The sequence below is a fragment of the Acinetobacter sp. ANC 4636 genome, assembly GCF_054454555.1.
Map to the genome: position 1 here is coordinate 145,183 of NZ_JBTKVD010000007.1, position 26,140 is coordinate 171,322.

24 protein-coding genes are annotated in these 26,140 nt (G+C 42.0%); 7 read left to right on the forward strand and 17 right to left on the reverse strand.

The genetic code is table 11. The features are described from left to right. Window positions 1–87: 87 nt before the first annotated feature. From ACX1N5_RS09605 to lgt, 3 genes are all read right to left on the reverse strand, one after another. Entirely contained in the window at window positions 88–435 is a 348-nt protein-coding gene (locus ACX1N5_RS09605; RefSeq protein WP_458801649.1) for a hypothetical protein, read from the reverse strand. A gap of 2 nt (window positions 436–437) precedes the next feature. Next, window positions 438–815 carry a hypothetical protein gene (locus ACX1N5_RS09610; protein ID WP_458801648.1) on the reverse strand — a complete coding sequence of 126 codons (378 nt, stop codon included), beginning with the start codon at window positions 813–815 and terminating at the stop codon, window positions 438–440. Between the two features lie 88 nt (window positions 816–903). Further along, window positions 904–1,716, reverse strand: coding sequence for a prolipoprotein diacylglyceryl transferase (gene lgt / locus ACX1N5_RS09615; protein ID WP_004753865.1), 813 nt, complete (start codon window positions 1,714–1,716; stop codon window positions 904–906). Between the two features lie 96 nt (window positions 1,717–1,812). On the opposite strand from lgt, the gene ACX1N5_RS09620 reads away from it, so the two are divergent. The 3 genes from ACX1N5_RS09620 (at window position 1,813) to ACX1N5_RS09630 (ending at window position 4,746) form a co-directional block, all read left to right on the forward strand. Then, complete coding sequence (locus ACX1N5_RS09620) at window positions 1,813–2,595, forward strand: NRDE family protein (RefSeq protein WP_458801647.1); 783 nt, start codon at window positions 1,813–1,815, stop codon at window positions 2,593–2,595. A 269-nt stretch (window positions 2,596–2,864) separates the two neighbouring features. Then, the gene (locus ACX1N5_RS09625; protein ID WP_458801646.1) at window positions 2,865–3,725 is read left to right on the forward strand and encodes a DMT family transporter; all 861 of its coding nucleotides are present in this window, start codon (window positions 2,865–2,867) and stop codon (window positions 3,723–3,725) included. 139 nt (window positions 3,726–3,864) lie between these two features. Next, window positions 3,865–4,746 carry an AEC family transporter gene (locus ACX1N5_RS09630; RefSeq protein ID WP_458801645.1) on the forward strand — a complete coding sequence of 294 codons (882 nt, stop codon included), beginning with the start codon at window positions 3,865–3,867 and terminating at the stop codon, window positions 4,744–4,746. Between the two features lie 33 nt (window positions 4,747–4,779). Here ACX1N5_RS09630 and rdgB read toward each other — a convergent pair whose 3' ends face one another. From rdgB to ACX1N5_RS09670, 8 genes are all read right to left on the reverse strand, one after another. Continuing rightward, a complete protein-coding gene (gene rdgB / locus ACX1N5_RS09635; RefSeq protein WP_458801644.1) occupies window positions 4,780–5,409 on the reverse strand; it encodes an RdgB/HAM1 family non-canonical purine NTP pyrophosphatase in 630 nt (209 codons plus the stop codon). A 159-nt stretch (window positions 5,410–5,568) separates the two neighbouring features. Continuing rightward, window positions 5,569–6,156, reverse strand: a complete 588-nt coding sequence (locus tag ACX1N5_RS09640) for a tetratricopeptide repeat protein (RefSeq protein WP_116727451.1) — start codon at window positions 6,154–6,156, stop codon at window positions 5,569–5,571. Then, entirely contained in the window at window positions 6,153–6,746 is a 594-nt protein-coding gene (gene metW, locus ACX1N5_RS09645; protein ID WP_004753850.1) for a methionine biosynthesis protein MetW, read from the reverse strand. Before metW ends, ACX1N5_RS09640 begins: the two co-directional genes overlap by 4 nt. Beyond that, complete coding sequence (gene metX, locus ACX1N5_RS09650; protein WP_131388911.1) at window positions 6,746–7,909, reverse strand: homoserine O-succinyltransferase MetX; 1,164 nt, start codon at window positions 7,907–7,909, stop codon at window positions 6,746–6,748. The genes metW and metX overlap by 1 nt, the downstream gene beginning before the upstream one ends. Window positions 7,910–7,994: 85 nt before the next feature. After that, the gene (leuA, locus tag ACX1N5_RS09655) at window positions 7,995–9,692 is read right to left on the reverse strand and encodes a 2-isopropylmalate synthase (RefSeq protein ID WP_458801643.1); all 1,698 of its coding nucleotides are present in this window, start codon (window positions 9,690–9,692) and stop codon (window positions 7,995–7,997) included. A gap of 372 nt (window positions 9,693–10,064) precedes the next feature. Continuing rightward, the gene (locus tag ACX1N5_RS09660) at window positions 10,065–10,748 is read right to left on the reverse strand and encodes a Fe2+-dependent dioxygenase (RefSeq protein ID WP_131379149.1); all 684 of its coding nucleotides are present in this window, start codon (window positions 10,746–10,748) and stop codon (window positions 10,065–10,067) included. Window positions 10,749–10,828: 80 nt separating this feature from the next. Continuing rightward, window positions 10,829–13,051 (reverse strand): TonB-dependent receptor, encoded by a 2,223-nt coding sequence (locus tag ACX1N5_RS09665; protein ID WP_458801642.1) that lies wholly within the window; start codon window positions 13,049–13,051, stop codon window positions 10,829–10,831. A gap of 446 nt (window positions 13,052–13,497) precedes the next feature. Then, the gene (locus ACX1N5_RS09670) at window positions 13,498–13,692 is read right to left on the reverse strand and encodes a hypothetical protein (RefSeq protein WP_004753842.1); all 195 of its coding nucleotides are present in this window, start codon (window positions 13,690–13,692) and stop codon (window positions 13,498–13,500) included. 319 nt (window positions 13,693–14,011) lie between these two features. Between ACX1N5_RS09670 and tig the strand changes: the two genes are divergently transcribed. From tig to clpX, 3 genes are all read left to right on the forward strand, one after another. Continuing rightward, on the forward strand, window positions 14,012–15,346 hold the full coding sequence (tig, locus tag ACX1N5_RS09675) for a trigger factor (protein WP_131379147.1): 1,335 nt from the start codon (window positions 14,012–14,014) through the stop codon (window positions 15,344–15,346). Window positions 15,347–15,540: 194 nt separating this feature from the next. After that, window positions 15,541–16,146: an ATP-dependent Clp endopeptidase proteolytic subunit ClpP gene (gene clpP / locus ACX1N5_RS09680; protein WP_004753838.1), complete on the forward strand. Its 606-nt coding sequence runs from the start codon at window positions 15,541–15,543 to the stop codon at window positions 16,144–16,146. A 27-nt stretch (window positions 16,147–16,173) separates the two neighbouring features. Further along, the gene (clpX, locus tag ACX1N5_RS09685) at window positions 16,174–17,481 is read left to right on the forward strand and encodes an ATP-dependent protease ATP-binding subunit ClpX (RefSeq protein WP_458801641.1); all 1,308 of its coding nucleotides are present in this window, start codon (window positions 16,174–16,176) and stop codon (window positions 17,479–17,481) included. A gap of 50 nt (window positions 17,482–17,531) precedes the next feature. Here the strand turns inward: clpX and ACX1N5_RS09690 are convergent, their stop codons facing one another. The 3 genes from ACX1N5_RS09690 to ACX1N5_RS09700 form a co-directional block, all read right to left on the reverse strand. Then, window positions 17,532–18,086, reverse strand: a complete 555-nt coding sequence (locus ACX1N5_RS09690) for a DUF2059 domain-containing protein (RefSeq protein WP_458801640.1) — start codon at window positions 18,084–18,086, stop codon at window positions 17,532–17,534. 149 nt (window positions 18,087–18,235) lie between these two features. Beyond that, window positions 18,236–18,652, reverse strand: a complete 417-nt coding sequence (locus tag ACX1N5_RS09695) for a DUF2059 domain-containing protein (protein ID WP_004753830.1) — start codon at window positions 18,650–18,652, stop codon at window positions 18,236–18,238. A gap of 127 nt (window positions 18,653–18,779) precedes the next feature. Continuing rightward, window positions 18,780–20,306 (reverse strand): fumarate hydratase, encoded by a 1,527-nt coding sequence (locus tag ACX1N5_RS09700; protein ID WP_116727460.1) that lies wholly within the window; start codon window positions 20,304–20,306, stop codon window positions 18,780–18,782. Window positions 20,307–20,461: 155 nt separating this feature from the next. Between ACX1N5_RS09700 and ACX1N5_RS09705 the strand changes: the two genes are divergently transcribed. Then, window positions 20,462–21,076, forward strand: coding sequence for a class I SAM-dependent DNA methyltransferase (locus ACX1N5_RS09705; protein WP_458801638.1), 615 nt, complete (start codon window positions 20,462–20,464; stop codon window positions 21,074–21,076). 48 nt (window positions 21,077–21,124) lie between these two features. On the opposite strand, the gene pta is transcribed toward ACX1N5_RS09705, so the two are convergent. The 3 genes from pta to ACX1N5_RS09720 all read right to left on the reverse strand — a co-directional run bounded on the left by pta (window position 21,125) and on the right by ACX1N5_RS09720 (window position 26,090). Then, complete coding sequence (pta, locus tag ACX1N5_RS09710) at window positions 21,125–23,284, reverse strand: phosphate acetyltransferase (protein WP_458801636.1); 2,160 nt, start codon at window positions 23,282–23,284, stop codon at window positions 21,125–21,127. A 27-nt stretch (window positions 23,285–23,311) separates the two neighbouring features. Continuing rightward, window positions 23,312–24,514: an acetate/propionate family kinase gene (locus ACX1N5_RS09715; RefSeq protein ID WP_458801635.1), complete on the reverse strand. Its 1,203-nt coding sequence runs from the start codon at window positions 24,512–24,514 to the stop codon at window positions 23,312–23,314. Window positions 24,515–24,824: 310 nt separating this feature from the next. Next, window positions 24,825–26,090 carry a glutamate-5-semialdehyde dehydrogenase gene (locus tag ACX1N5_RS09720; protein WP_116727463.1) on the reverse strand — a complete coding sequence of 422 codons (1,266 nt, stop codon included), beginning with the start codon at window positions 26,088–26,090 and terminating at the stop codon, window positions 24,825–24,827. Window positions 26,091–26,140 lie beyond the last annotated feature (50 nt).

The window sequence follows — 26,140 nt, forward strand, 5'->3', positions numbered from 1 at the left end:
TTAGCAAAAATGCCGATGGCTCTATCATTATCATACTGATGATATCAAAAACCGATGCCAATGACATTGGGGCCATTCTTGGTTTAATCAGTCAAAGCGTTTCGCTCGGTTTTGATAAATCGACATAATAAATAGACCTAAGATCATAAAGCTCAGCCCTTGACCGAGCCATGCCCAAAGCATATTGCTCGGTTGTAAACCAAGTGCAGTCAAACAGCCTACAGGTAAAATCCAGACCAGTAATTTGGTATACGGGCGGCGCGCACCAAATTGGTAAATCAAATGCATAAAAACCCCAACAACGACACAGATTCCGACCCAAATAGAAGGTAGGGCTGACACTTTGGAAAGGAGCGTTGTCATCACACAAATCGCGATAGTGATGGTGAGTTTAACGTTGCGGGTACAGCGTTCAGAATACCAAAATTGCAGCATAATTAAGATTCAGTTGAAGTGGATTTTGACAAACGTGCCAGTGGTGAAAAAATAAAAACACTCAGTGCCATAAACGCCAGCCCTTGAATGCCTAAAATCAGTAAATCATCCATAGTTTTCATAAACAACACTGCCAAAATCAGTGCAAGTGGAATCCATGTGAACACACGAAATAAAAAACGGCTTGGGTCATTTTTTGCAATTTGCAAACGCGCATAACGACAAATCAAAAACACCAATCCTGTACCTGTAAACATCAGAATCACCACAGATGGGAGTGGTTTATACAGATATAGACCCACAGCGATAGTAATCGTCATCAATAAAATCAGAATTTTACGCGCAAGTGTGGTGGTGGGTTCAAACCAGAATTCGAGCATATTGTGTGGAAAAAATGGCGAAGGAGATGCTGCACTTTAGCATAAAAAAAGGGACTTTCGTCCCTGATTGTATGATGTGACGGTGCCTTTATTTATTGACTGTCCAATCATAAATTTTACGTTGATAGGCAAATGCCAAGAGCAGTAAGCCTGCAATAATCATTGGGAAAGAGAGCATTTGTCCTTTGGTCACCCAACCGAACAAAATAAAGCCCTGATCCGCATCGGGTTCGCGGAAAAATTCCATAAAGAAGCGCGAAAAGCCATAACCCATAAGAAACAGCGCAGATACCGCCATACGTGGGCGTGGTTTGCTACTAAACCACCATAAAATAATAAATAACAATAACCCTTCACACAGGGCTTGGTAAATTTGTGAAGGATGGCGCACCAAATGCAATGGGTCAGTTGGGAAAATCATGCCAAATGGATAATTGGGATCGGTCACAGGGCGACCATACAACTCACCGCCAATGAAATTACCAATCCGTCCAAACATTAAGCCTGTTGGCACACACGGTGCAATAAAGTCCATGGTTTGAAACCAGGTTTTCTGGTATTTTTTACACCACAGCAGCATGGCCACCATCACCCCGATAAAGCCGCCGTGAAAGCTCATACCGCCTGTCCACACCTGAAACAGCCAGAGTGGATGAGCGATGAATTTATCAAACTCATAGAACAACACATAGCCAACCCGACCACCGAGCACGACACCTAACGCCCCATAAAAAACCAGATCAGATACCATCTCGGCTGTCCAGTCGGTACGTTGTTTTGCCCGATAGTTGGCAAGTCCCCATGCACATAAAAATGCCAAGAGGTACATTAACCCATACCAGTGTACTTTGAGCGGGCCAAGCTCAATCGCAATTGGATTGATGTTGGGATAGGTCAGCATGACTATTCCTTTCATTTCTGTATGTTTGGCAAGATTCTAGCCGATAAACCTTAAAAATGTTGTACATTCAATGTGTAAAGATACAAAGGATCTGTTATGTGTATTGTGGCGCTGGCATGGCAAGTGGTGGAAGGTTTACCTATATGTTTATTGTCCAATCGGGATGAGTTCTATATCCGTCCAACCCAGTCCTTACGACACTGGCAAGATAGCCCGATTATTGCAGGGCAGGACTTGCAGTCGGGTGGAACATGGATGGGTATCACTGAAACGGGGCGCTGGGCAGTAATCACCAATTATCGGGATGCTTCAGATCAGCGAATCTATCCGACTTCACGCGGTGAGATTGTGGCAGATTATTTGGCATCGGATTTACCATCGATTCGTTTTGCCCAGCAATTGGAGCAACGACAGCAGGATTACGCAGGGTTTAACCTGTTTGTGGGTGATCGGCAACAAGCCGTATATATGAGCAATCGAGGGGAAGCACCACAGGTATTGGCGCATGGTGCGTATGTGATGTCCAATGGTCTCATGTCGGAACATTGGGCGAAAAACCAGCATTTGCGTCAGCGTTTTGTACAAGAATTTTTGCCACTCTTGGCATTGTCTGAGGTATCCGAATCAGACTTGCAACAGGTGGCTTGGGATATATTGGAAGATCAGCGGCAGCGCTTGCCTGAACAGTTGCCACAGACAGGCATTGCTCAGGAGTTGGAGCAACTGCTGTCATCGACTTTTATTGCCAGTCCTAACTATGGCACATGCTGTTCTAATTTTCTGCGCTGTTTTCAGCAGCATGTTGTCTGGCTGGAAAAAACTCAGCAAGGGCCACAGCAAGGAAAAATTCAACGTATCGAGTTTAGCTACTCTGGTTGATGAGGCTTGATGAAATGCAGAGGATGGATTCAAATGTGCCAGTGATTTATGTCTGTAAATACATATTTTCAGAATGATTCCTATCTAATTTTTTGTGCTGTAAAAGTTAAAACAAAAGCTGAAAATGAAAATTCATAGCATAGATTGAGTAGTGAGATAGATCTGTTTTAAAGATCATCAATAATTTTATAAGAAATCAATCCTGTTATTTCTGGGTGGGAAATTATTTTTATATACTGAAATAGCTGTCATCAATAAGGATATTGAGGATGATGTGGGGAAAAATCGCACTGGCGATGAGTGCATTTGCAGCCAATTCAATTTTTTGTCGTTTGGCATTAGCAGACCGAATGATTGATCCATACAGTTTTAGCATCATTCGGATTGTCAGTGGGGTACTGGCACTGGCAGTATTGCTTGGTTCAGTAGAAAAACTTAAACCCCAGCGGGAAAACTGGAAAGGCGGATTGTGCTTAACAGGCTACATCTTGGCATTTTCAGTTGCTTATATGCAACTTGATGCAGGTTTAGGCGCACTGCTGTTGTTTGGTACAGTGCAAATTTCTATGGCGCTGTATGCAGTGTATAAAGGTGAAAAAGTTACGTGGTTCAGAGGCATAGGCTTATCGGTTGCTTTTTTAGGTATTTTGCTGCTCTTTTTACCTGCGACACATGCACCGTCTTTATTTTATGCTTTTATGATGATACTGGCGGGGTTAAGCTGGGCTGGATATAGCCTGATTGGAATGTCAACAGGCCAACCTATAGTAATGACTTATAACAACTTTATTTGGGCAGTGCCGATCTGTTTACTATTGAGTTTAGTCCGCATCCCCAATCTGTATATCCACTGGAATGGTCTGGCTTTAGCCATCATTTCGGGCGCATTCACCTCAAGTCTGGCGTATGTACTCTGGTATGATTTACTGAAACATCTTGATCGGATGACGGCAAGCACCTTGCAGTTGAGTGTACCGTGTTTGGCATTGCTGGCAGGCGTGATTTTTCTCAATGAAACTTTGAGTTTGCGCATGCTGTTTGCAACGATCATGGTCTTGAGTGGTATAGGTCTATTGATTTTTGCGGGGCGTAAAATCGCTGTTGTACAGCAAATCGCTAAAAATGACTAAGTTTCTCTAGCGTTTATGGTGTAGTAGATGTTGATTCTAATCAGGGTGCTGGATTTGCTTTTATTGGAACTTTCCAGTAATTTCAGAAGGTGCTTTTATCTATATCGAGGCATAAAACACACAGAATAAGGAGATCAGGGTGAGTCTACTTTTACCAACATTGGCATTTATATTGGGTTGGCTCACTGCATCATGGAAATCTGCCGAAGCGCTGAAAGTCTTTTGCTCTCGTATTCTGGCACGATTTTTTATTCCCTTTGTGATTATTTACAATATGGTTTACTACCAGGCAGGTAGTTTAAGCCTGATGCTGTTTAGCTTTAGCTCAGCTTTCTTGGTATATCTGGGTTTTGTTTATTTCTTTAAAGATCGGCTCATTGCACTCTGTGCCAGTTATGTCAATTTAGCATGGCTGGGTTTTCCATTTGCCTTGGCGATTTTTGGGCATCAGATCAGTTCTGCTATGATTGCACTTTATGTTGGTGGCTCATTGTTTGGCAATATTTGGGCCGTCTCTGCGGTCAGTTCAGCACCGCAAAATACAGCCAGTTTAATGAAAAAAGTGTCGTTGTCACCACCTGTGATTGCCCTAATCATTTCAGCGATTTTGCGTTTATTACACGTACAAAACATTTCAGAACCAAGTTGGGTGCTGCATTTGTATCAGTTTGCCAAAGTGGGCATGGTGTTCACTGGCATGTGTGTACTGGGGATGTGGCTTAGACATACTCAAGTGGCAAAAGCTGATCTGTGGCACAGCGTTCGTGTGATGCTACCGAAGTTGGTATTCGGAGGAATCATTTGTAGTGTGAGTTATTACTTCATTCCCGTTGAAACTTTTAAAGAATATATCGGGTTGATGTTCTTTTTATTCTGTTTACCGCCTGCGGCAAATATTGTGGCACTTGAAACCCATTATCAGGGCACTGGCTATTCGGCACGTTATATTGCGGCAGGAACGATTGTCAGTATAGGTATCATTTTACTGTATGGACTCGTATGGCGGCTGCTCAAGGGCTAAAAACTGAGTTTAACCCTTGAATTAATTAGTGATTTAAACTTGAGTCAGGCTTTTGCGGAACAGTTGCATGGCTTGACCACGGTGACTGATCTGGTTTTTCTCGGCTTTACTCAGTTCAGCACTACTTTTTCCAAGTTCTGGTAGCCAGAACAATGGGTCGTAACCAAAGCCATTTTCACCACGTACAGCATCTAAAATTTCGCCTGTCCAGATGCCTTGGAAAATTTTGGGTAAAGGGTCTTCGGCATGTTCAACCAAAGCCAGTACACAGACAAACATGCCTTCAATGGCTTGTCCTTCTTGACGAAAAGCGTTTAAGTCGCTCAGTAATTTTTGGTTATTGGCAGCATCATTGCCATGTTCACCTGCATAGCGAGCCGAATAAATACCAGGCGCACCGCCGAGTATAGGCACACAAATGCCTGAATCATCCGCCAAGGCTGGTTTACCTGAAATTTTTGCAGCATGACGCGCTTTAATAATGGCATTTTCTACAAAACTTAAGCCATCTTCGACCGCATCTTCAATATTTAGCCGACCTTGAGGAATAATTTCAATGGGTAAATTAAGCTGTTGGAATAGCGTTTCAAATTCGGCAACTTTGCCTTTATTGTTGCTTGCAAGTACCAATTGACCCGCATTGAGCCATGAAGGAGTAGACATAATCAATCATCAAAATTTAGCAAAACATGGGCAGAATTATGCCGAGTTTGCCGATGAAAAACAAAAGATAATATGAAAGGAAAAGGATAAGACAAAGCGTAGGGGAGTTTGCGTTGAATCACAGGGCATTCGGATCATCCCTGTGATTCGTTTCAAGCATTATTGTGCTTGAATCCATTTGTCAGCGCGGTCAACTGCCTGACGAATTTGTTCAGGTGTTAAGTTGGCTGCCAAAGCAGTTTTCTTGGTTTGTGACATATCAATCACTTTGTTGTCTAACATACCATCACGGGTTGAAAGTTCGTACCATTGATATGCATTCATATAGTTTTTATTGTGTTCTTCAATAAGAGCCAAGTTGAAGCTGGCACGGTTGTCACCGTGGCTGGCTGCTTTTTCAAGGTACTGACGCCCCAATTTTTCATTTTGACTCGTACCGATGCCTTCAACCAGCATACGACCGACATTGAGCTGAGCCGCAGAAACACCCTGATCAGCTGCTTTTTTATACCAAGTAAATGCCTGTTTTGGGTCTTTAGAAACTTCACGACCATATTGATAACGGGTTGCAACATAAAATTGTGCTGCAGCCTGACCTGCTTTCGCTTCGCTCAGCAATTCGTTAAAGCTCATGGTCGAATAACGCGCGGCCAAAGCCGATGTTGATTGCTGTGATGGTAGGTAATCAGCATGAACCTGAGTACTTAAAATACCAAACAAAATGGTGCTAAAGAATACTTTTTTCATAGGGCGCTTACTCGATAAATTGCGACTTCACCAAACAAATTTGGAATATGTTTACTGAGTAAACTATCTTTTTGATTCCCATTTACGGCGAGTCGATTAATAATCCTAATCTGATTTTCAGCACACAGTGCTTCAAAATCACGGAAAGTACATAAATGAATATTCGGCGTGTTGTACCACATGTAAGGTAATGTTTCCGAAACGGGCATCATTCCTTTAAGTGCAAGAAAAGAACGAGTCTTCCAATGCGCGAAGTTTGGAAAAGTAATAATTGCCTGTTTGCCCACACGCACCATATCTCTTAAAAGAACATCAGGTGCATCAACCGCTTGCAACGCTTGTGCCATAACAACATAGTCAAAAGACTGGTCGGCAAAGCGGTGTAACCCCAAGTTGAGGTCTTGTTGTATAATATTTAACCCTCGACTGATCGCAATTGCAATCTTTTCTTGGTCGATTTCTAGTCCGTAGGCACGAATTTGATGCTTTTTACTCATATGAGCCAAAAGCTCACCATCACCACAGCCCAGATCAAGCACACTTGAGCCTGGTTTGATCCATTTTTCTGCGAGTTGCTGATCTAAACGCATTACACGGTCTCCTGTGGTGGGGTACTTGCCAGATGTTCTTCACCACCCAAGAAAGCTCGAAGGGTTTTAACATACAGTGGAATCGGGAATAAGAACGAGTCATGACCTTGTTCAGCCTCAATATCGAGGTAGCTGACAGGCTTGTGATTGGTGATCAGAGCATTGACAATTTCCTGAGAACGCTCAGGACTAAAACGCCAGTCGGTGGTAAAGGACACCACCAAGAAACGGCATTGTGTATTTGCCATGGCTTTGGTCAATGAAGATTCATATTCACGTGAAGGATCAAAGTAATCTAAGGCTTTGGTCATAATCAGATAGGTATTGGCATCAAAGTTACGACTAAACTGCTCACCTTGATAACGCAAATAACTTTCGACCTGAAATTCGACATCGAACCCATACATAAATTTGCCTGACTTCAGGTCACGACCAAATTTCTGTTTCATGGCTTCTTCAGACAAATAGGTAATATGTCCGACCATACGCGCCAAAATCAGACCACGTTTCGGATAGCTGTCATGCTCTAGATAGCGCCCATGATGAAAATCTGGGTCGGATAAAATAGACTGACGGGCAACTTCGTTAAAGGCAATATTTTGCGCTGAAAGTTTTGGGGCACTGGCAATAATGACGCAATTTTTTAAGCGATCTGGATAATCCACAGACCATTGTAAGGCTTGCATGCCGCCTAAAGAGCCACCAATAATCGCATACCAAACTGAAATACCTAAACGGTCAGACAGCATGGCCTGAGTTTTGACCCAGTCCCGAACCGTGACTAATGGAAAATCTGGGCCATACGGTAGATTGTCATTTTCGGGGTTGGGAGATACAGGACCTGTTGAACCATTGCAACCTCCAATATTGTTCAGTGCAATGACACAAAACTTGTTAGTATCAATGGCTTTGCCTGGCCCAATACAGGCATCCCACCAACCTGGTTTTTTATCATCTTCATGATGATAACCAGCAGCATGATGATGGCCAGAGAGTGCATGGCAAATCAAAATTGCATTGGATTTTTCCGCATTTAACGTACCATAAGTTTCAACCATAAGATCAAAACGAGGTAAGATTCGACCACATTCCAGTTGGAGTGGTTGTTCGAATTGGTACTTTTGCGGGACGACCAAACCTACAGAGTCAGCTGAAAAAGACACGAGTGCAAATCGCCTTATATTTTGGAATTATGAAAAAATAAAAGGATACCAACTTGGGTATCCTTTTAAAATGTTTTTTTTAAGATTAAACAGCTTCAGAAATAATATCGCTGGTGCTAAGCAAGCCTTGTTCAATCAAGCTATTGGTACAAGCGAAGATAGCTTCAATGGATGATGTAACGGTGTTGTCATGAATACCTGCGCCAAATGCACTTTTACCTGTGCCTTTTACCTGTAATTCAACTAAGGTAAGTGCTTTAGCATGTGAACCTGAACCGATACTGCGTTCTTCATAATTCAAGACATCAATCGGCAATTGAAGTGCATTGACAATTGCAGAAATTGGGCCATTACCTTCGCCACGTAAATGCTGAGTTTCGCCGTCTATATCAATTTCAACATCAATAATCTGATTGCCATTTTCATCAGACAATTTGTAGTTTTTAGCGACGTAATTTTTGTCTTTAATGCTCACATAAGTTGTTTTAAACAAGTTCCAGATTTCATCTGCTGAAATTTCTTTAGCAGTTGCATCTGTATGTTGTTGAACCACTTGGCTAAATTCAATTTGCAAGCGACGCGGTAACACGACGTTGTAGTTTGATTCAAGCAAGTAAGCAATACCACCTTTACCTGACTGGCTATTGACACGAATTACAGCATCATAGTCACGTCCCAAGTCTTTTGGATCGATTGGCAAGTATGGCATATCCCAGATTTCTTCGTTTTTCTGGAATTCAAAACCTTTTTTGATCGCATCTTGGTGAGAACCTGAGAATGCGGTAAATACCAAGTCACCTGCATAAGGATGGCGCGGGTGAACTGGCAAACCAGTACATTCTTCTACAGTCGCAATCACTTCATTAATGTTGGAGAAATCCAAGTTTGGCGCAACACCCTGAGTGTACATGTTCAAGGCGATTGCAGCGACATCGACGTTACCTGTACGTTCACCATTGCCAAATACACAGCCTTCTACACGGTCAGCGCCTGCCATAATGGCAAGTTCAGATGCTGCGATACCGCAGCCACGGTCATTGTGGCAGTGAACTGAAATCAATACGCCGTCACGACGTTCAATATTGCGGTGCATCCACTCAATCTGGTCGGCATAGACATTTGGTGTCGACACTTCAACGGTTGCAGGCAAGTTCAAAATCACTTTGTTGTCTGGACGTGCATCCCAAATTTCAGTTACAGCATCACACGCTGCTTTAGCGACTTCCAATTCTGTGGCAGAGAAACATTCAGGGCTATATTGGAATACCCATTCAGTTTCAGGATACTGTGCTGCATATTCTTTCACTTTGGTGGCTGCATTGATGGCTAAAGCACGTGCACCTTCAACATCGACATTCAAGACTTTTTTACGGAAAGTCGGTGAGTTGGAGTTGTAAATATGCACAATGGCACGTTTGGCACCTACCAATGCTTCAAAAGTGCGTTGAATTAAATGATCACGCGCCTGAACCAAAACTTCAATGTAAACATCATCTGGAATATGATTTTCTTCAATCAACTTACGTGTGAAGTCAAAGTCAATTTGTGATGCAGACGGGAAGCCAATTTCAATATGTTTGAAGCCAATTTTCACCAACATCTGGAACATTTTGAATTTCTGATCCATATCCATCGGTTCAAAAATGGCTTGGTTACCATCACGAAGGTCGGTACTCATCCAGATAGGCGCTTTTGTGATTTCATTATTCGGCCATTGACGATCAGGTAAATCGACGCGCTGGTACATACGACGGTATTTTTTGCTTGGGTCAGCCAACATCATGGGGGTAGCTCCTTGCATAGCAGCATATGCCGAGGGGTAATTGGGCAATCTACTATATTATTTTGTGTTTAAACGAAGTGAATTCAACTATATTTCAGTTTTTTGCACTGAATGAGCAAATAAAATTTATATGCGCACAAAGCGCAGTTCAAACCACAGGGCAGATGCTATCGCAAACAACATTGGCATAATACCTCGGGTACATTACTCAATATAATCATTATAAGTCTGCTGTATAAAAAATATTTTTCGTTTTTTGCAATTTTTACACAATGCCTGAAATTTTTTTCTCTTTATTGAGTTAAAAATGCAAATAAAATCTAATTTCCCAGAGTGATCCGAAGATATTTTCGGGAAATTAGCGAGATTGCTTTATAGTTCTGCCCACATGCGAATCAGGTTGTGATAAATATTGGTGAGTTTCATCACTTCAGCATGCGCATCGCCATGTGCAGCACGCAGATTGCGAATGCTTTCGTCCAAGTTAAACAATAAATGACGTTTGCTGTCTTCACGAATCAGGCTTTGTACCCAAAAGAATGATGCAAAACGTGTGCCACTGTGAATGGTGCTGACCTCATGCAGACTGGTCGATGGGTATAACACCACATCACCCGCAGGTAGTTTGACTTCATGATAACCGTAAGTGTCTTCAATCACTAGGTCACCACCATCATATTCATCGGGTTCACTTAAAAACAGCGTACAGGACAAATCTGTGCGGATCTGGTGACTAGTGCCGCGAATCAGGCGAATGGAGTTATCGACATGAAAGCCAAAAGTTTCACTTTCATCGTAACGGTTAAATAAAGGCGGAATAATATGATGGGGGAGTGCAGCTGCCTGAAAAATCGGGTTTTTCCAAATGGCTTGGATTACTCGTTCACTTAATGCATGCGTCAGTGGATCTTGTTCGGAGAGCTGCTGATTGCGTTTGACTGAGGCAGATAATGTGCCTGCGGTCACTTTGCCACCGACCCAGTTGGCAGTTTCCATCAGACGACGAAATTCTGCGACTTCTTCTTTTGATAATACGTTTGGAATATGATGAATCATAATAACTCGATACGTTGTTCAAAAATAAAAAAGACCATTTCCAGTGTATACAAGAAATGGTCAGAGATTACAGTGTCAAATTAGTATTTGAAGTTGATCGCAAGTACAGCATTACGTCCATCACCTTCAATCGCATAGTGAGCTGCCTGAGCTGAAGTGAAGTAGCGTTTATTACTAATGTTGTTGACATTCAACTGAATATTTACATTCTTGTTTACATCGTATTTTGCCATGGCATTATAGATGGTATAAGCAGGTAAGTACTTGTTACTTGAAGTATTTGCATAAACCTGATCTTTATATTGAGCGCCAGCACCAATGGTCAGTTTTGGTAACACTTTATAGGTTGTCCAAAGTGTCGCGCTGTTTTTCGCAACAAATGGCAATGGCTTGCCTACCGTTGCGGCTGCATTGTAGGCAGCTTTTGTTAGTTCACTGTCCAAATAGCTATATCCGGCAGACATATCCCATTTATCGGTGATCTGACCTTTGAGGTCGATTTCAAAACCATTGACACGGCTGCTCCCCACATTGGAATAGGTGTTTGCATCGGTCAAGACACGGGTATTTTGCTTTTCAGTACGGAACACGGCAGCCGTCAGGTTGGCACGATTATTAAATAAATCCCATTTTGTCCCAAGTTCAACAGTACGTGCTTCTTCTGGTTTGAGATCGTCATAACTTGCTGAAACTGAATCTGCACCATCACCTTGGTCAATACCTACAGGGTTTGCAGAGGTTGCAAAACTTGCATAGATACTGCCATTTTCTGCTGGTTTAAAGACTAGGCCCACTTGGTAAGAAAAGTAATTTGAATCGCTTTGGAGAACCGTGCCAGCAGGAATTGTGGTGCTTCCACTGATCGTATTCTTATAATATTTACGCTCTGTATCGAATTGATCCCAACGCACACCCAGATTTAGTAACCATTGCGGATTAAATTCAATACTGTCCAGCGCATAGACTGCCGCATTTGTACTACGTGTGGTGTACTGGTTTTTGATGCTTCCGAGAGTATCGGTATATAACCCATTGGTTGGGTTGTTCACAGAGGTACACCAGCCACCGATATTCGTGGTTGTTGGTGAACAGTCAGTGCTGTGTACGGTTGAGGTTGTACCTAAGCTGTTGGTAAAGGTGTGTACACCTTGTTCAGATGATTGATAACTCCATTCTGTACCGATGTTAAACGAGTGTTGTAAGCTACCTGTATTGAATTTACCTGTTAAGGCTAATTGATCGCTCACCGCATCAGTGTCAACAATACGGCTGAGTGCTCGACGGGAAATCGTACCGTATGCCGCAATGTTACCTTTGGAATCATCAGGGTTGGTATAGACGTAGTCAGATTTTGATTTGGTGTATGACGCGGTATTTGATAACGTCAAATTGTCATTGAAATCATGTTCAAGTTTGAATGTACCAATGTGGTTTTCACGCTTGTCAAAATCACGATTTTTCCAGCCATAATATGTACCTTGCTTCACATAAATTGGCTTGCCGCCCGTAGTTAAAAATGGAATACCTGAATCGGGTTCATCGTAGCTTTGTAGATAATAATAACTTAGAGTTCCACGCGTTGCTGTACCCAGTCCCCATGCAAGGCTTGGGGCAATCCCGACACGGTTATATTCTGCGCCATCGATTGCACCTGGTTTATCATTTTGATGGCCCATAACCACAACACGACCTGCAACGCCGTTGCCAAAATCTTTGTTGGCATCCAGCATAATATGACGATAGTTGTCTGTACCACCTTGAATTGAACCCTGATATTTGTCGCCCTGATGAGCCACTTTGCTAATCAAGTTAATGCTGCCACCAACACCGCCACCACCAGAAATTGAAGAGCTTGAACCTTTGGTGACTTCAACTTGTTCGATGGCAAACATGTCACGGTTTTGTGAAGTCGTGTTACGAATACCGTCTACATAAATTGAACTTTGGCTGCTGTAACCACGGATATAAGGCATATCGGTAAATGGCGTACCACCTTCACCTGCACCTAAGGTAATTCCTGGTTCATTGGCAAGCGCTTGTAGAAGGGTATTGGAGTTGGTGTCTTTTAATAATTTTTGTGAAATAACTGCAACAGATTTTGGGGTGTCGAGTAAAGGTGCAACATATTTTTTATTTGCAGATTGTTTGACTTTAAAACCATCTTTTGTAGTCACAGCATGACTATAAATAGTGGGTAATTCTGCTGTTTCATCGGCTGCAATGGTCGCCGTAGTTGCCATAAGTGAAAGTGATGAGACAATTGCAGAAGAAACAATCTTCTTACGGGTTCGGATAAACGACATAATGAAGGGCTCTATAATTTTAGATGTTAATAATTCGCTAAATGTTAATAATTCTTGTTTATAATAACACTACTTTACAATAGAAAAAAACGATTAAAAATGTGAATTAATTGTGTATTTCTGGAGTAAGGGTTTACATATTGAAGTTAAGTATTTGAATTTAATTGTAAATTGAAAATATGAATTAGAATCTTAAAATTAAGTGTAAATAATAATGATTGTCATTTATTTTAATCTAAATGCTGTATTGAAATGAATCAAGACCTGCTCATTACACAGAACTATGTGTGAATAAGCCACATTAGCCTTGTCAAATTGTGATTTTAACTTTTCATCATAGAGGAGTTGATGGCTTTATATTAAAACCAATCAACTCTAAAGTTAAAAAACTGAACTGATGGCAAACGTTCTAAGAAATTGGATTAAAAATAGTCGCTAATAAAAAATCAAGATTGATCATCTGAAGCTTGCTGTTCATCCTCAGGATTTTCTAATTTGTTCTCGGCAATTTTTGCAGCTTCATAACCAGCAATTGCACTTGCAGCCTTTTCAAGAAGGTTAGCGTCTGGGTCAAGTTTATCAACACCTTGTTCTGCGATGATGGCACCCGCAATTTTTCCCACTTCATCTAAAATACTCATAGCCTTTCTTCTCCAGAAGGATTTCTCAAGATTGCAGTCTAATCAGATGAATTGTAAGTTGTGGTGTAGAAGTGTTGCACTTTAAAAGATTTATATGATGCATAAGAAGAAAATTGCTACTTTTTGATGAGTTTTAAGTTCAGGTTAATTTTTCTCATCATGAGATTTGCTGATACTCGTCATCAAATAGGCATAAAAAAGTGAAAAATAGAAGATGATGCTAAAATAATCTCGAACCAAATTTTGTATATCGTGTCATGATGGCTTATAATAGGCGACTTTAAAAATTTGCTACTACTAACTAGATATTGAGGAAGCCATGCAAGTAACGACTGAAGCGGTTTCGGGCGTTGCCCGTCGTTTAAATGTATCTGTACCGACGAGCCGTGTTAACGAGCAATTTGAAGCTCGCTTAAAACGCACTGCCAAAACTGCGAAAATCAACGGCTTCCGTCCAGGTAAAGTACCTGTAAATGTTGTACGCCGTGAATATGGCGCAGGCATTTACCAAGAAGTTGTAAATGACATCATTCGCGATACAGTATTTGAAGCAATTCAACAAGAAAAAATCAATGCTGTAGGTATGCCTAACATTGAGAAAGTTGAAAACAAAGATGATGCTTTAGTTTTTGAAGCGACTGTTGAAGTTTATCCAGAAATTCAAGTTAACGCGTTTGATGCTTTAGAAGTTGAACGTAAACAAACTGAAATCAACGACAAAGACGTTGATGTCATGATCGAAAACTTGCAAAAACAACGTCAAACTTGGGCTGTGACCAAAGGCATGGCGAAAAAAGACATGCAAGTGACTTTCGATTTTGAAGGTTCTATTGACGGTGAAACTTTCGAAGGCGGTTCTGCACAAGACTTTAAACTTGTTTTAGGTTCTGGTCGCATGATCCCTGGTTTTGAAGATGGCATCGTGGGTATGAAAGCTGGTGAAGAGAAAGTAATCGACGTTACTTTCCCTGAAGATTACCAAGCTGAAAACCTTGCAGGTAAACAAGCTCAGTTCAAAATCACTGTTAAGCAAGTTGAAAAACCAAAGCTTCCAGAAATTGATGCTGAATTCTTGAAAATCTTCGGTCTGACTGAAGAAGAAGGCGTTGAAAAATTAAAAGCTGACGTTCGCAAAAATATGGAACGTGAAGTGAAAAATGGTCTTCGTAACCAAGTTAAATCAGCTGCATTTGATGCATTGGTTGCTGCAAACGAAATCGAAGTTCCAAATGCTATGGTTGCTCAGGAAATTGACCGTCAACGTCAACAAATGATCCAGCAATTCACTCAACAGTTTGGTGCAGAAGGTGCGAAAGCATTTGATTCTAGCTTGCTTCCAGATGACTTGTTCAAAGAGCAAGCTGAAAAGTCAGTTAAACTTGGCGTATTAGTAAGCAAAGTATTGGCTGATGCTAAACTTGAAGTTGATCAAGCACGTGTTGAGGCTTACATCGAAGACATGGCTTCTTCTTATGAAGATCCAACTGAAGTGATTGAATACTTCAAAAACGATGCAAAACAACGCCAGCAAATCGAAGCTGTTGTGTTAGAAGACCAAGTTGTAGATTTCATCTTGGCTTCTGCTAAAGTAACTGACAAAGCGGTAAGCTATGAAGAGTTGCTGAAAGAACAGCAAGCTCGTCAACAAGGTTAATCCTTTGACATAAAAAAAGGCGCGCTTGTTGCGCCTTTTTTTATGCTGTAGAAAAATTGTTAATACGGTGAATAATACGTGTAATCCGATTATTTATCTGTTATTTAGATAGGGAATAGTTTTGCAATTTTGGCTTTTATCGCGCATATTGTTGTCATGGTTTAAGTCATAAAAATTTAGGAATAAATAAACGTATGTATGTTCCAAACATAGAAAATGCTTTAGTTCCAGTTGTTGTTGAACAATCCTCACGCGGTGAACGCTCATTTGATATTTTTTCACGTTTGTTACGCGAACGTGTTATTTTTCTTACGGGTGAAGTTGAAGACAACATGGCAAATTTAATTGTTGCGCAGATGTTGTTTTTAGAAGCAGAGAACCCAGATAAAGATATACACCTTTATATTAATTCACCAGGTGGTTCTGTAACGGCAGGTATGGCAATTTACGATACCATGCAGTTTATCAAGCCCGATGTTTCAACGATCTGTATGGGGCAGGCTGCATCTATGGGTGCATTCTTGTTAAATGCAGGCGCTAAAGGTAAACGTTACTGTTTGGAAAATGCGCGTGTCATGATTCACCAGCCACTCGGTGGTTTCCGTGGACAGGCATCAGACATTGAGATTCACGCACGTGAAATCCTGTTTATTAAAGAGCGTTTAAATCGCTTGATGGCAGAGCATAGTGGTCAAGATTATGAAACCGTTGCACGAGATACAGATCGTGATAACTTCATGACCGCACAAGCTGCTAAAGAGTATGGCTTAGTTGATGCTGTATTAACTAAACGTCCATAATGTAAAAGATTATTTATTGGAGAAAATATGTCCAACCATCCTCAAGGACAAAAACATTGTTCATTTTGCGGTAAAACGCAGTCTGAAGTCGGGAAACTGATTGCAGGCGAGGACGCATACATTTGTAACGAGTGTGTGGACGTATGTCTTGACTTGGTACAAACCAGTCAACAAGTCGACTCAGGTGACTGGGCAAGCCGTCCTTTGCCAAAGCCACATGAAATTCGCGCAGCGCTTGACCAGTATGTTATTGGTCAGGATATGGCGAAGAAAACCTTATCTGTGGCAGTTTATAACCATTATAAACGTTTAAAAGTGTCGCAAACAGGGCATAAGCACGACGATATTGAGATTGCAAAAAGCAATATCTTACTCGTTGGTCCAACAGGATCAGGTAAAACCTTACTGGCTCAAACTTTGGCGCGCTTGCTTGATGTACCATTTGCTATGGCAGATGCAACGACACTGACCGAAGCTGGTTATGTCGGTGAAGATGTTGAAAACATTGTACAAAAGCTATTGCAAAAAGCGGATTACGATGTTGAGAAAGCACAAAAAGGGATTATCTATATTGATGAGATCGACAAGATCACACGCAAATCAGAAAATCCTTCCATCACTCGCGATGTATCGGGTGAGGGTGTGCAGCAAGCCTTATTGAAAATGATTGAAGGTACTGTGGCATCGATTCCACCACAAGGTGGGCGTAAACATCCGCAGCAAGAATTCATTCAGATTGATACCTCAAATATTTTGTTTATTTGTGGTGGCGCATTCTCTGGGCTGGAAAAAATTGTTCAGCAACGTCAGGAAAAAGGCGGGATTGGTTTCAATGCTGAAGTGAAGAATAAAGATGACAATAAAAAAGTCTCTGAATTGTTCCGTCAGGTTGAAGCGACTGACTTGGTTAAATTTGGCTTAATTCCTGAGTTTATTGGTCGTTTGCCTGTTATTGCAACATTAGATGAACTTGATGAAAAAGCTTTGATTCAGATTTTGACTGAACCAAAAAATGCATTAACCCGTCAGTATCAACATTTGTTTGATATGGAAAATGTGGACTTGGTATTTGAAGAATCTGCGTTGCATGCTGTTGCGAAAAAAGCGCTGGAACGTAATACAGGTGCACGTGGTTTGCGTTCAATTCTGGAAAATGTTTTGCTCGATACCATGTATGACTTACCAAGTCGTACAGACGTAGGCACAATCATTATCAATGAAGCTGTGATTAATGATAAGGCTGAACCAGAAGTCAAAGCTGAGCGTGTACATACGGCACAACAGCCTTTGACTGAAAAAACTGATTTGAAGATTATTGACTCAAAATCAGCCTGATTCAGTTCTATAAAAAAAACGCGCATCATGCGCGTTTTTTTTATGCTTGATTATTTGCTCGAGGCTTTTTTCGGTAACGGTTTAAGGACATCACTAATCTGTTGGGTCATCTGCTGTTGAAATTTTTTATCTTGGGTGAGTTTTTCAGTAGCTTGGTTAATTTGCTGGGCGGTCTGTTGCAAAATAATCGGCATTTTTTTGTTAATAGACTGCCCTTCAGGAGATTTTAAGAAGCGGATATAGGCTTGAACCTCTTCTTCAGATAATTGCTCTGTATAGATATTTTTAATTATTTCAATAGGTTTTGCTTGCTGCAAAAATACTTCTACCGTGTTTACAAAAATTTTGGAAAGTTTTTGTGCTGCAACTTGATCTTGTTCGGTTAGAGTTTGATGTCCTGTGTAGTTTTTAATTACTTGCTCTGAATGTTTTTGGAAATACGGTGCGTAGTTTTTCACCGTTTCTTTTACCAATTGTTCGGCATTGGAGAGACGTATTAATTCTTGCACAGAAGCAGGTTGCGCAGGCGTTGCAAGCGCAGTTTGACTGATGCCGTAGCAGCAAACGCAAGCCAGTATAAAGCGAATAATAGTTTTTTTTGACATGATGTTTATCCTAAAGCTTTGAATGATTTTTAGAATGAATAGATTATCGTAATAAAAGAATATTTAAGTCTAAACTATTTTTATTGGGGTTGGGATGTGGGGGAGGCGCAAGCATAGAGATTACGCCTGAGAACTGAATTTAATTAGAATTATTCACTGTCGATACCTAGGACTTTAAATAGACCATGATTTACAGCGCTATTGTTCATCATGTTGTGAACCACGACGTTGTAGGTTTCTTGGCTTAGAGTTGGCATTTTGGCTGCTAAGGATTGCCCTTCAGGGGTGCGATAAAAACGGTTCAGTGCTTGGACTTCTTCTTCGGACAGGTTTTTTTGATAAAGCTGTTTCAGTTGTGGCTCAACATCTTGCCAGAACTGCTCTTTATTTAGACCGAGCGTTTGCAGTTGTTGTGGCTTGACCATGGATTGAGTATTTTGTTTTATTTGCAAGATATCAAAGAGTTGATCAATCGATTTGGGAGATGCAGGCTGTGCATGGCTCGAGTCAAAGAAAAACATTCCTCCAAGTAAAGTTAAAATCTGACTAATACTTTTGAGTTGCATGTGAAACGACCTTATGGCATTCGGTATAAATAGGGCTTATGTAATGTTACATTTTTGAGTGTTGAACAGGCCCTAATAATTTAAATAAAAAAACACGCCATGCGGCGTGTTTTTTGATGTATTTCGGTTAACCTGCTGTTGCATCTACAACAGGAATCTTGCCGATTTTCTCTTGCCAGATTTTTGGTGCAATCGCATGGATTGATGTACCGTTAACATCGACAGCAACAGATACAGGCATATCTTCAACCACAAACTTGTAGATTGCTTCCATACCCAAGTCAGCAAATGCAACCACTTCAGCTTGACGAACAGCTTTAGAAACCAGATATGCAGCACCACCCACCGCCATGAGGTAAGTCGCTTTGTTATCTTTGATGGCTTCAATTGCAGCAGGACCGCGGTCTGCTTTACCGATCATGCCGAACAAGCCAGTTGCTTCTAGGACTTGACGAGTGAACTTGTCCATACGTGTTGCAGTTGTAGGACCAGCAGGGCCAACCACTTCATCGCGTACAGGATCGACAGGACCTACGTAGTAAATAAATTTACCTTTAAGGTCTACAGGAAGCTCTTCACCGTTGTTTAACATGTCAACCATACGTTTGTGCGCAGCGTCACGACCTGTATAGATTGTACCGTTAAGAAGAAGCGTATCACCTGGCTTCCAAGAGTTCATTTCTTCTTGAGTAATGGTGTCTAGGTTGACACGTTTAGATTTAGAAGCATCCCAAGCAACTTGTGGGTAGTCTTCAAGTTTAGGCGCCTGAATATGCGCAGGACCTGAACCATCAAGTTGGAAATGTGCGTGGCGAGTTGCAGCACAGTTTGGAATCATACCAACTGGTTTACCTGCAGCGTGACAAGGGTAGTCCTTGATTTTGATATCAAGTACTGTGGTTAAACCACCAAGACCTTGTGCACCAATACCCAAAGCATTCACTTTTTCGAAGATTTCGATACGAAGCTCTTCCATTTTGCTTTGAGGGCCACGACGAAGCAATTCGTCCATGTTGATTTCTTCCATGAGAGCTTCTTTTGCAAGCATCATGGCTTTTTCAGCAGTACCACCGATCCCAATACCGAGCATGCCAGGTGGGCACCAGCCTGCACCCATGGTTGGAACAGTTTTAAGTACCCAATCCACAATTGAGTCAGATGGATTCAGCATCGCAAGTTTTGATTTGTTTTCTGAACCGCCACCTTTGGCAGCAACAGTAATATCAACTTTGTTGCCAGGTACGAGTTTGTAGTGAATCACTGCTGGCGTATTGTCTTTGGTATTTTTACGACCAAATGCAGGATCTGCTAAAACTGATGCACGAAGTACGTTGGTGTTTTCTAGGTAACCTTGGCGTACACCTTCGTTGATTGCGTCATCAAGACTCATGGTTAAATCAAATTTAACATCAAGCCCTACATCAACAAACACGTTGACAATCCCGGTATCTTGACAGATTGGGCGATGACCTTCTGCACACATACGCGAGTTAATTAAAATTTGTGCGATTGCATCCTTAGCGGCTTGGTTTTCTTCACGATCATACGCACGGCTCATCGCCTGAATAAAATCTTGCGGATGATAGTATGAAATAAACTGTAAGGCATCCTTGACCGAAGTGATCAAGTCATCTTGTTTGATAATGGTCGTCATATCAAAAGTCTCTTGAGCGGGCTGTTAGCTAGCGGGCTAAATTATATGACAAAATGAGCAGTCTGTGGGCAGTTTTGCCGAGATTTTGATCCAAGGTCGAATACAAGTAAAAATATAAAAATGAGCTGAAACTTTAACAACAGGAATATCGTCCCGTGACCCAAGAACATCTCGCTGAAAATATTATCGAAATTTATCGTCAGTATGGTCGTCAATGGACGAATTTGCGCGGTACGCATTTATATGAGAAACAGTGGCTAGATCGTTTTTTGGCTTTGCTTCCCGCATCTTCTCATATTTTAGATTTAGGCTGTGGTTCAGGTAAACCGATTGCTGCATATTTGATTGATCAGGGTTGTCGGATTACGGGAGTGGACAGTGCTGAGGTGATGTTAGAGATGGCACGATCTCATTTTCCTGATCAGCAGTGGGTTCGGGCAGATATGCGAACTTTTAGTTCTACACAGAAATTTCAGGGAATTTTAGCTTGGGACAGTTTCTTTCATTTAACCCGATCAGATCAGCGTGACATGTTTGCTCGATTTAAACAGTTATCTCAAACGGGTACAGTACTGATGTTTACCAGTGGGCCTGCCAATGGAGAGTCAATTGGAGAAATGTTTGGGCAGCCACTCTATCATGCCAGCCTAGCGCCTGAAGAATATCGGTTTTTGTTACATCAACATGGTTTTCAGCTGATTCATATGCTTGCTGAAGATGCTGACTGCGCAGGGCACACGGTTTGGCTTGCACAAAAGCAGCCGCAATAAAAAAGCCACTCAAGATGCTTGAATGGCTTTTTTAATTTCGACTGGCGATTAAGATGCTTTTGCTGTTTTTGCTTCAGCTTGCTGTTCTGCCTGAATTGCAGTTAGGGCAATGGTAAACACAATGTCGTCAACCAATGCACCACGTGACAAGTCATTGACTGGTTTATTTAAACCTTGCAGCATTGGACCGACACTCACCACATTGGCAGAACGTTGTACTGCTTTGTAGGTGGTATTGCCTGTGTTAAGGTCAGGGAAAATAAACACATTGGCACGACCTGCTACCTGTGAATTCGGCGCTTTAGAGCGTCCGACACTTTCAACCGAAGCGGCATCGTACTGCAATGGACCATCAATCAATAAGTCTGGACGACGCTGTTGTGCAATCGTAGTTGCCTGAGCCACTTTTTCCACGTCAGCACCTGCACCTGATGTACCTGTTGAGTAGCTGATCATGGCAATACGTGGTTCAATGCCGAAAGCTTTGGCAGAATCGGCAGATTGAATGGCGATTTCGGCCAATTGCTCGGCAGTTGGATCTGGGTTAATCGCACAGTCGCCATAGACATAGACTTCATCTGGCAACAACATGAAGAATACAGAAGAAACCAGAGAGTACTCAGGGGCTGTTTTAATCAGCTGGAAGGCTGGGCGAACGGTATTTGCAGTAGTATGTACTGCACCAGAAACCAGACCATCAACCTGATCGAGTGCTAGCATCATTGTGCCGAGAACAACGGTATCTTGTAGTTGTTCTTCCGCTTGAGCAGCATCAAGTTTGCCTTTACGCAGTTGTACCATCGGCTCGACATATTGTGCACGAATGCTGTCAGGATCAACGATTTCTAGATCACTTGGCAGTTCAATATTGCGTGCTTTCGCCACTTCAAGAACCTGTTCTGGTTTTGCGAGCAAAATACAGTGTGCCAAACCACGTGACTGACAGATTGCCGCAGCTTCAACGGTACGTGGTTCATCACCTTCAGGAAGAACAATACGCTTTTTCGCTGCAATTGATTTTTGTACCAACTCGTAACGGAAAGCCGAAGGAGATAAGCGTGGTTGGGTTGCAGCTTCACTGTGTTGAGTTAACCATTTTGGATCAAGATGGCTTGAAACAAAACGAGTCACTTGCTCTGCACGTTCTAAATCATTGGTTGGAACTTCATTGCTCAGGCTTGCAAGACGCTGTGCAGTTTCTAACGTATTGAGTGAGGTGTGTAAAATTGGTAAGCCTTGCTGGGTTGCCGATTTACAAAACTCTAAAACCTGTGCATTTGGTGCTTCACGTTCAGTCAGAATTAAACCTGCAAGAGGTACGCCGTTTTGTGTAGCAAGGCTGGCTGCCAAAATCACATCAATTCGTTCAGATGCGCTAATAATCAGCTCACCAGCGACAAATTTCTGTAGCTCATGTTCAACGCTTGAAGCAATCAGGCTGGTGTGAAGAACCCGACGCTGGGTCGCATCACCCTGATTAACCCATGTAGCATCGATGCTATTTGCAATATCAAGCGTACGTGGAACGCTGAGCGTGTTGCTAAATGGAACCAGACCTACTATAGGTAGCGCTGCTGTTCCGATATAACGATTAAATTTTTGTAGCTGAGTGGTGAACTCAGCAATTTCTTTTTCAAGACGTAGCGAAGTGTTGAGCGCCACAGGAATTTGTGCTGCGCTTTCAGCCAAACCTTTGGTGCGCATAAACAGTACACCTGCTGCGCGTTTGCTTTCTACACCGCCAAAGTGACGTAAGCTCGCTTCAATTTTTTCTGCAGTTTGTCGTGGCTGATTTAAATCAGCTTTGCTCACCAAAACGACTTTGGCATCAAGAGCTTTAGCGAGCTGTGCATTAAGCTCATTGGCAAAATAATCTTCTGCTGTTGCCAATAAACCTTCGACAATAATCACTTTATGCTGTTTTGCTACTTCGCGGTGCAGTCGAACTGCATCTTCAAGTAACTCGTCCACTTCACCCGAGTTCATTGCATCTAAGATTTGCTGATGCGTAATTGATGGTGTGGCTTGTGTGTGAAAAAGCTGTGCATATAAAGCGGCTGTACGGTTATGGTGCTGGTCTTGTTCCTGACAAAAAGGTTTGAAAAAACCTGCTTTAATGCCGCTACAGTCCAACGCATAAATCATGCCGAGGCAAGCGGAGGTTAAACCCACGCTTTCCTCGGTTGGAATAAGAAGAAGGGTATTCATAAAAACACCTGATTGTAATTTTATTGATTAAGCAATCGCTGCATTTGCCTCACGGCTAAGCTGTTCTACGACGTGCTCGGTTTCTTTTGCGATACGGCCTTCCTCATCAGTTGGAATAACCCAGATTTGAGGACCTACACCTGCATCGATACGGCCTTCAGTACCACGTTTTAGAGTATTGTTTTTCTCTTTGTCGAGATTGAAACCAAAGTGCGGCAAATATGCCATGGTTTTTTCACGAATATACGCTGAGTTTTCACCAATACCACCTGTGAAGAATAAACCATCAATACGTGGTAGGCCACAGCTCAATGCTGCTAAAGATTTTGCCAAACGGTAGCAGAACACTTCAATGGCTAAAGTAGCATCTTCATTGCCTTGTTCAGAAGCTTCAATCAAGGTGCGCATGTCATTTGAAAGATTGTTCGATAGACCAAGTAAGCCGCTTTCCTTGTTGAGCATTTTATCAATTTTGAAAATATCCCAACCGAGGTTGCTTGCCAAGAAGCTATGAATACTTGGGTCAACATCACCACTACGCGTACCCATAACCACACCTTCAAGTGGAGTAAGTCCCATAGAAGTATCGACGCTTTGACCATTCCAGATTGCGCAGGTTGAGCTACCATTGCCTAGGTGTGCAGTTAACCAACCACCTTGTTTCAGGCTGCCAGCAAGCTCAGAACCACGTTCTGAAACATAGGCATGGCTAGTACCGTGGAAACCATAGCGACGCACGTTATGGTCGGTAAATAAGAATTTTGGTACAGCATAGCGGTAGGCATGTGCTGGCATAGTTTGGTGGAATGCAGTATCAAATACGGCAACTTGCGGTAGTTCAGGGAACAAACGCATAGTTGCTTCAATCCCAACCAAATGGGCAGGGTTATGTAATGGTGCAAGCGGAGTTGCTTCACGAATACGCTGAATAATATCTGGTGTTAATAAATGCGCTTTAGTTAAAGTCCCGCCATGTACGACACGGTGACCAATCGCTTGTGGATTATAATGAGAAAGACGTTCTAGCAAGGTCTCTAGCGCTTGTTCATGGTTAGCATTTGGAATAGCCAACTCAAGGGGTTGACCACCCGCAGTAATTCCTTTGATGCGCGCGTTTTCTGAGCCAAGATTCTCTGCTAGCCCGTAGATACGATCTTCACGGCGTTCTGATACCAATGCATATTTAATGGAAGAAGAACCGCAATTAATCACTAAAACAGATGTAGACACGTCATTATTCCCAATTTTAATTGAAATCATATTCCTGTTCATGATCCGTGCTAGGAAAGAACCTGACTGATCGAATACATTATTTTTAACATGGGTTATTTTTTAGTCCAAGCTAGACTTTAGCCGATACGACTTTAGAATTATGATGGTATTTTTATTGATTAAACCTAGCTTTATCAATAATTTATCTAAATATTCTTTAAAATTACCCATATTCTTTTTAAAAATTACCAATATTTTTTTTAAAAATATTTAATTCTCAAAGCAAGTTTACTCACTTTGAGAATCTATCTCTATCTATTTCGAGTGCTTATTGGCGAATTTGACCATCCCCAAGCACAATCCATTTTTGTGAGGTCAGACCTTCTAGACCGACAGGGCCTCGAGTATGGATTTTGTCGGTAGAAATGCCAATTTCTGCACCTAAACCATATTCAAAACCATCAGCAAAACGGGTTGAGGCATTAATCATCACTGAGCTTGAGTCAACCCGAGCAAGGAACTGACGGGCCAACGTGTAGTTTTCAGTGACAATCGCATCGGTATGGTGTGAACCGTATTTGTTGATGTGAGCAATCGCATCATCCATATTGGCAATCACTTTCACCGCAAGAATTGGTGCAAGGTATTCGGTGTACCAGTCTTCTTCGGTTGCAGCAATCACTTGCTGACCTAAAATCTTCTGCGTCTGTTCACAGCCGCGAAGCTCAACTTGTTTTTCAGCATATTTTGCAGCAATCGCAGGTAAGAACTGCTCGGCAACAGCTTGGTGTACTAACAGACTTTCCATGGCATTACATACGCCATAACGGTGAGTTTTGGCATTGAAGGCAATCGCAAGCGCTTTGTCGAGATCCGCTTGTGAATCGACATAAACATGGCAGTTACCATCTAAATGCTTAATCACAGGAATACGTGCTTCACGGCTAATGCGTTCAATCAGCCCTTTGCCACCACGTGGTACGATTACATCGACAAATTCAGTCATGGTAATGAGATGACCTACTGCTGCACGGTCTGCAGTTTCGACGACTTGTACTGATGTTTCAGGTAAACCTGATTGTTGTAAACCAAGCTGAATGGCGTGTGCGATGGCTTTGTTGGACTGAAGTGCTTCAGAACCACCACGCAAAATAATGGCATTGCCTGATTTGAGTGCCAAAGATGCAGCTTCCAAAGTCACGTTCGGGCGTGATTCATAAATCATGCCTACGACACCCAAAGGCACGCGCATTTTACCAATCTGAATCCCGGAAGGACGATAGGCTAAATCAGTAATCTCGCCAATCGGGTCGGTGAGCTGAGCCACATCTTTTAGACCTTGTAACATTGCTGCAAAGCGTGCGGGGTTAAGCTCTAGACGGTCAAGTAAGGCGCTGTCGAGTTGATTGGCACGACCATTTTGCATATCAATTTGGTTAGCTGCCAAAACTTCAGCTTGTTGTTGTACCAAGGCATCATGGATTGCCATAAGTGCTTGGTTTTTGGTTTTCGTCGAAGCGCTCGCTAATGTTTGCGAGGCTTGGCGAGCCTGTTGACCGACGGTCTGCATGTACTCCGCAATAGACTGTTGCATAATATTAAGATCACTTAAAAAATCATCACTGATAGTAACAGTGTTATTTA

What these genes read in the sequence shown, in the direction of transcription:
- ACX1N5_RS09605 (WP_458801649.1), bottom strand. Translation starts at nt 435, where the DNA reads ATGCTGCAATTTTGGTATTCTGAACGCTGTACCCGCAACGTTAAACTC.
- ACX1N5_RS09610 (WP_458801648.1), bottom strand. Translation starts at nt 815, where the DNA reads ATGCTCGAATTCTGGTTTGAACCCACCACCACACTTGCGCGTAAAATT.
- lgt (WP_004753865.1), bottom strand. Translation starts at nt 1,716, where the DNA reads ATGCTGACCTATCCCAACATCAATCCAATTGCGATTGAGCTTGGCCCG.
- ACX1N5_RS09620 (WP_458801647.1), top strand. Translation starts at nt 1,813, where the DNA reads ATGTGTATTGTGGCGCTGGCATGGCAAGTGGTGGAAGGTTTACCTATA.
- ACX1N5_RS09625 (WP_458801646.1), top strand. Translation starts at nt 2,865, where the DNA reads ATGATGTGGGGAAAAATCGCACTGGCGATGAGTGCATTTGCAGCCAAT.
- rdgB (WP_458801644.1), bottom strand. Translation starts at nt 5,409, where the DNA reads ATGTCTACTCCTTCATGGCTCAATGCGGGTCAATTGGTACTTGCAAGC.
- ACX1N5_RS09640 (WP_116727451.1), bottom strand. Translation starts at nt 6,156, where the DNA reads ATGAAAAAAGTATTCTTTAGCACCATTTTGTTTGGTATTTTAAGTACT.
- metW (WP_004753850.1), bottom strand. Translation starts at nt 6,746, where the DNA reads ATGCGTTTAGATCAGCAACTCGCAGAAAAATGGATCAAACCAGGCTCA.
- leuA (WP_458801643.1), bottom strand. Translation starts at nt 9,692, where the DNA reads ATGATGTTGGCTGACCCAAGCAAAAAATACCGTCGTATGTACCAGCGC.
- ACX1N5_RS09660 (WP_131379149.1), bottom strand. Translation starts at nt 10,748, where the DNA reads ATGATTCATCATATTCCAAACGTATTATCAAAAGAAGAAGTCGCAGAA.
- ACX1N5_RS09665 (WP_458801642.1), bottom strand. Translation starts at nt 13,051, where the DNA reads ATGTCGTTTATCCGAACCCGTAAGAAGATTGTTTCTTCTGCAATTGTC.
- ACX1N5_RS09670 (WP_004753842.1), bottom strand. Translation starts at nt 13,692, where the DNA reads ATGAGTATTTTAGATGAAGTGGGAAAAATTGCGGGTGCCATCATCGCA.
- tig (WP_131379147.1), top strand. Translation starts at nt 14,012, where the DNA reads ATGCAAGTAACGACTGAAGCGGTTTCGGGCGTTGCCCGTCGTTTAAAT.
- clpP (WP_004753838.1), top strand. Translation starts at nt 15,541, where the DNA reads ATGTATGTTCCAAACATAGAAAATGCTTTAGTTCCAGTTGTTGTTGAA.
- clpX (WP_458801641.1), top strand. Translation starts at nt 16,174, where the DNA reads ATGTCCAACCATCCTCAAGGACAAAAACATTGTTCATTTTGCGGTAAA.
- ACX1N5_RS09690 (WP_458801640.1), bottom strand. Translation starts at nt 18,086, where the DNA reads ATGTCAAAAAAAACTATTATTCGCTTTATACTGGCTTGCGTTTGCTGC.
- ACX1N5_RS09695 (WP_004753830.1), bottom strand. Translation starts at nt 18,652, where the DNA reads ATGCAACTCAAAAGTATTAGTCAGATTTTAACTTTACTTGGAGGAATG.
- ACX1N5_RS09700 (WP_116727460.1), bottom strand. Translation starts at nt 20,306, where the DNA reads ATGACGACCATTATCAAACAAGATGACTTGATCACTTCGGTCAAGGAT.
- pta (WP_458801636.1), bottom strand. Translation starts at nt 23,284, where the DNA reads ATGAATACCCTTCTTCTTATTCCAACCGAGGAAAGCGTGGGTTTAACC.
- ACX1N5_RS09720 (WP_116727463.1), bottom strand. Translation starts at nt 26,090, where the DNA reads ATGCAACAGTCTATTGCGGAGTACATGCAGACCGTCGGTCAACAGGCT.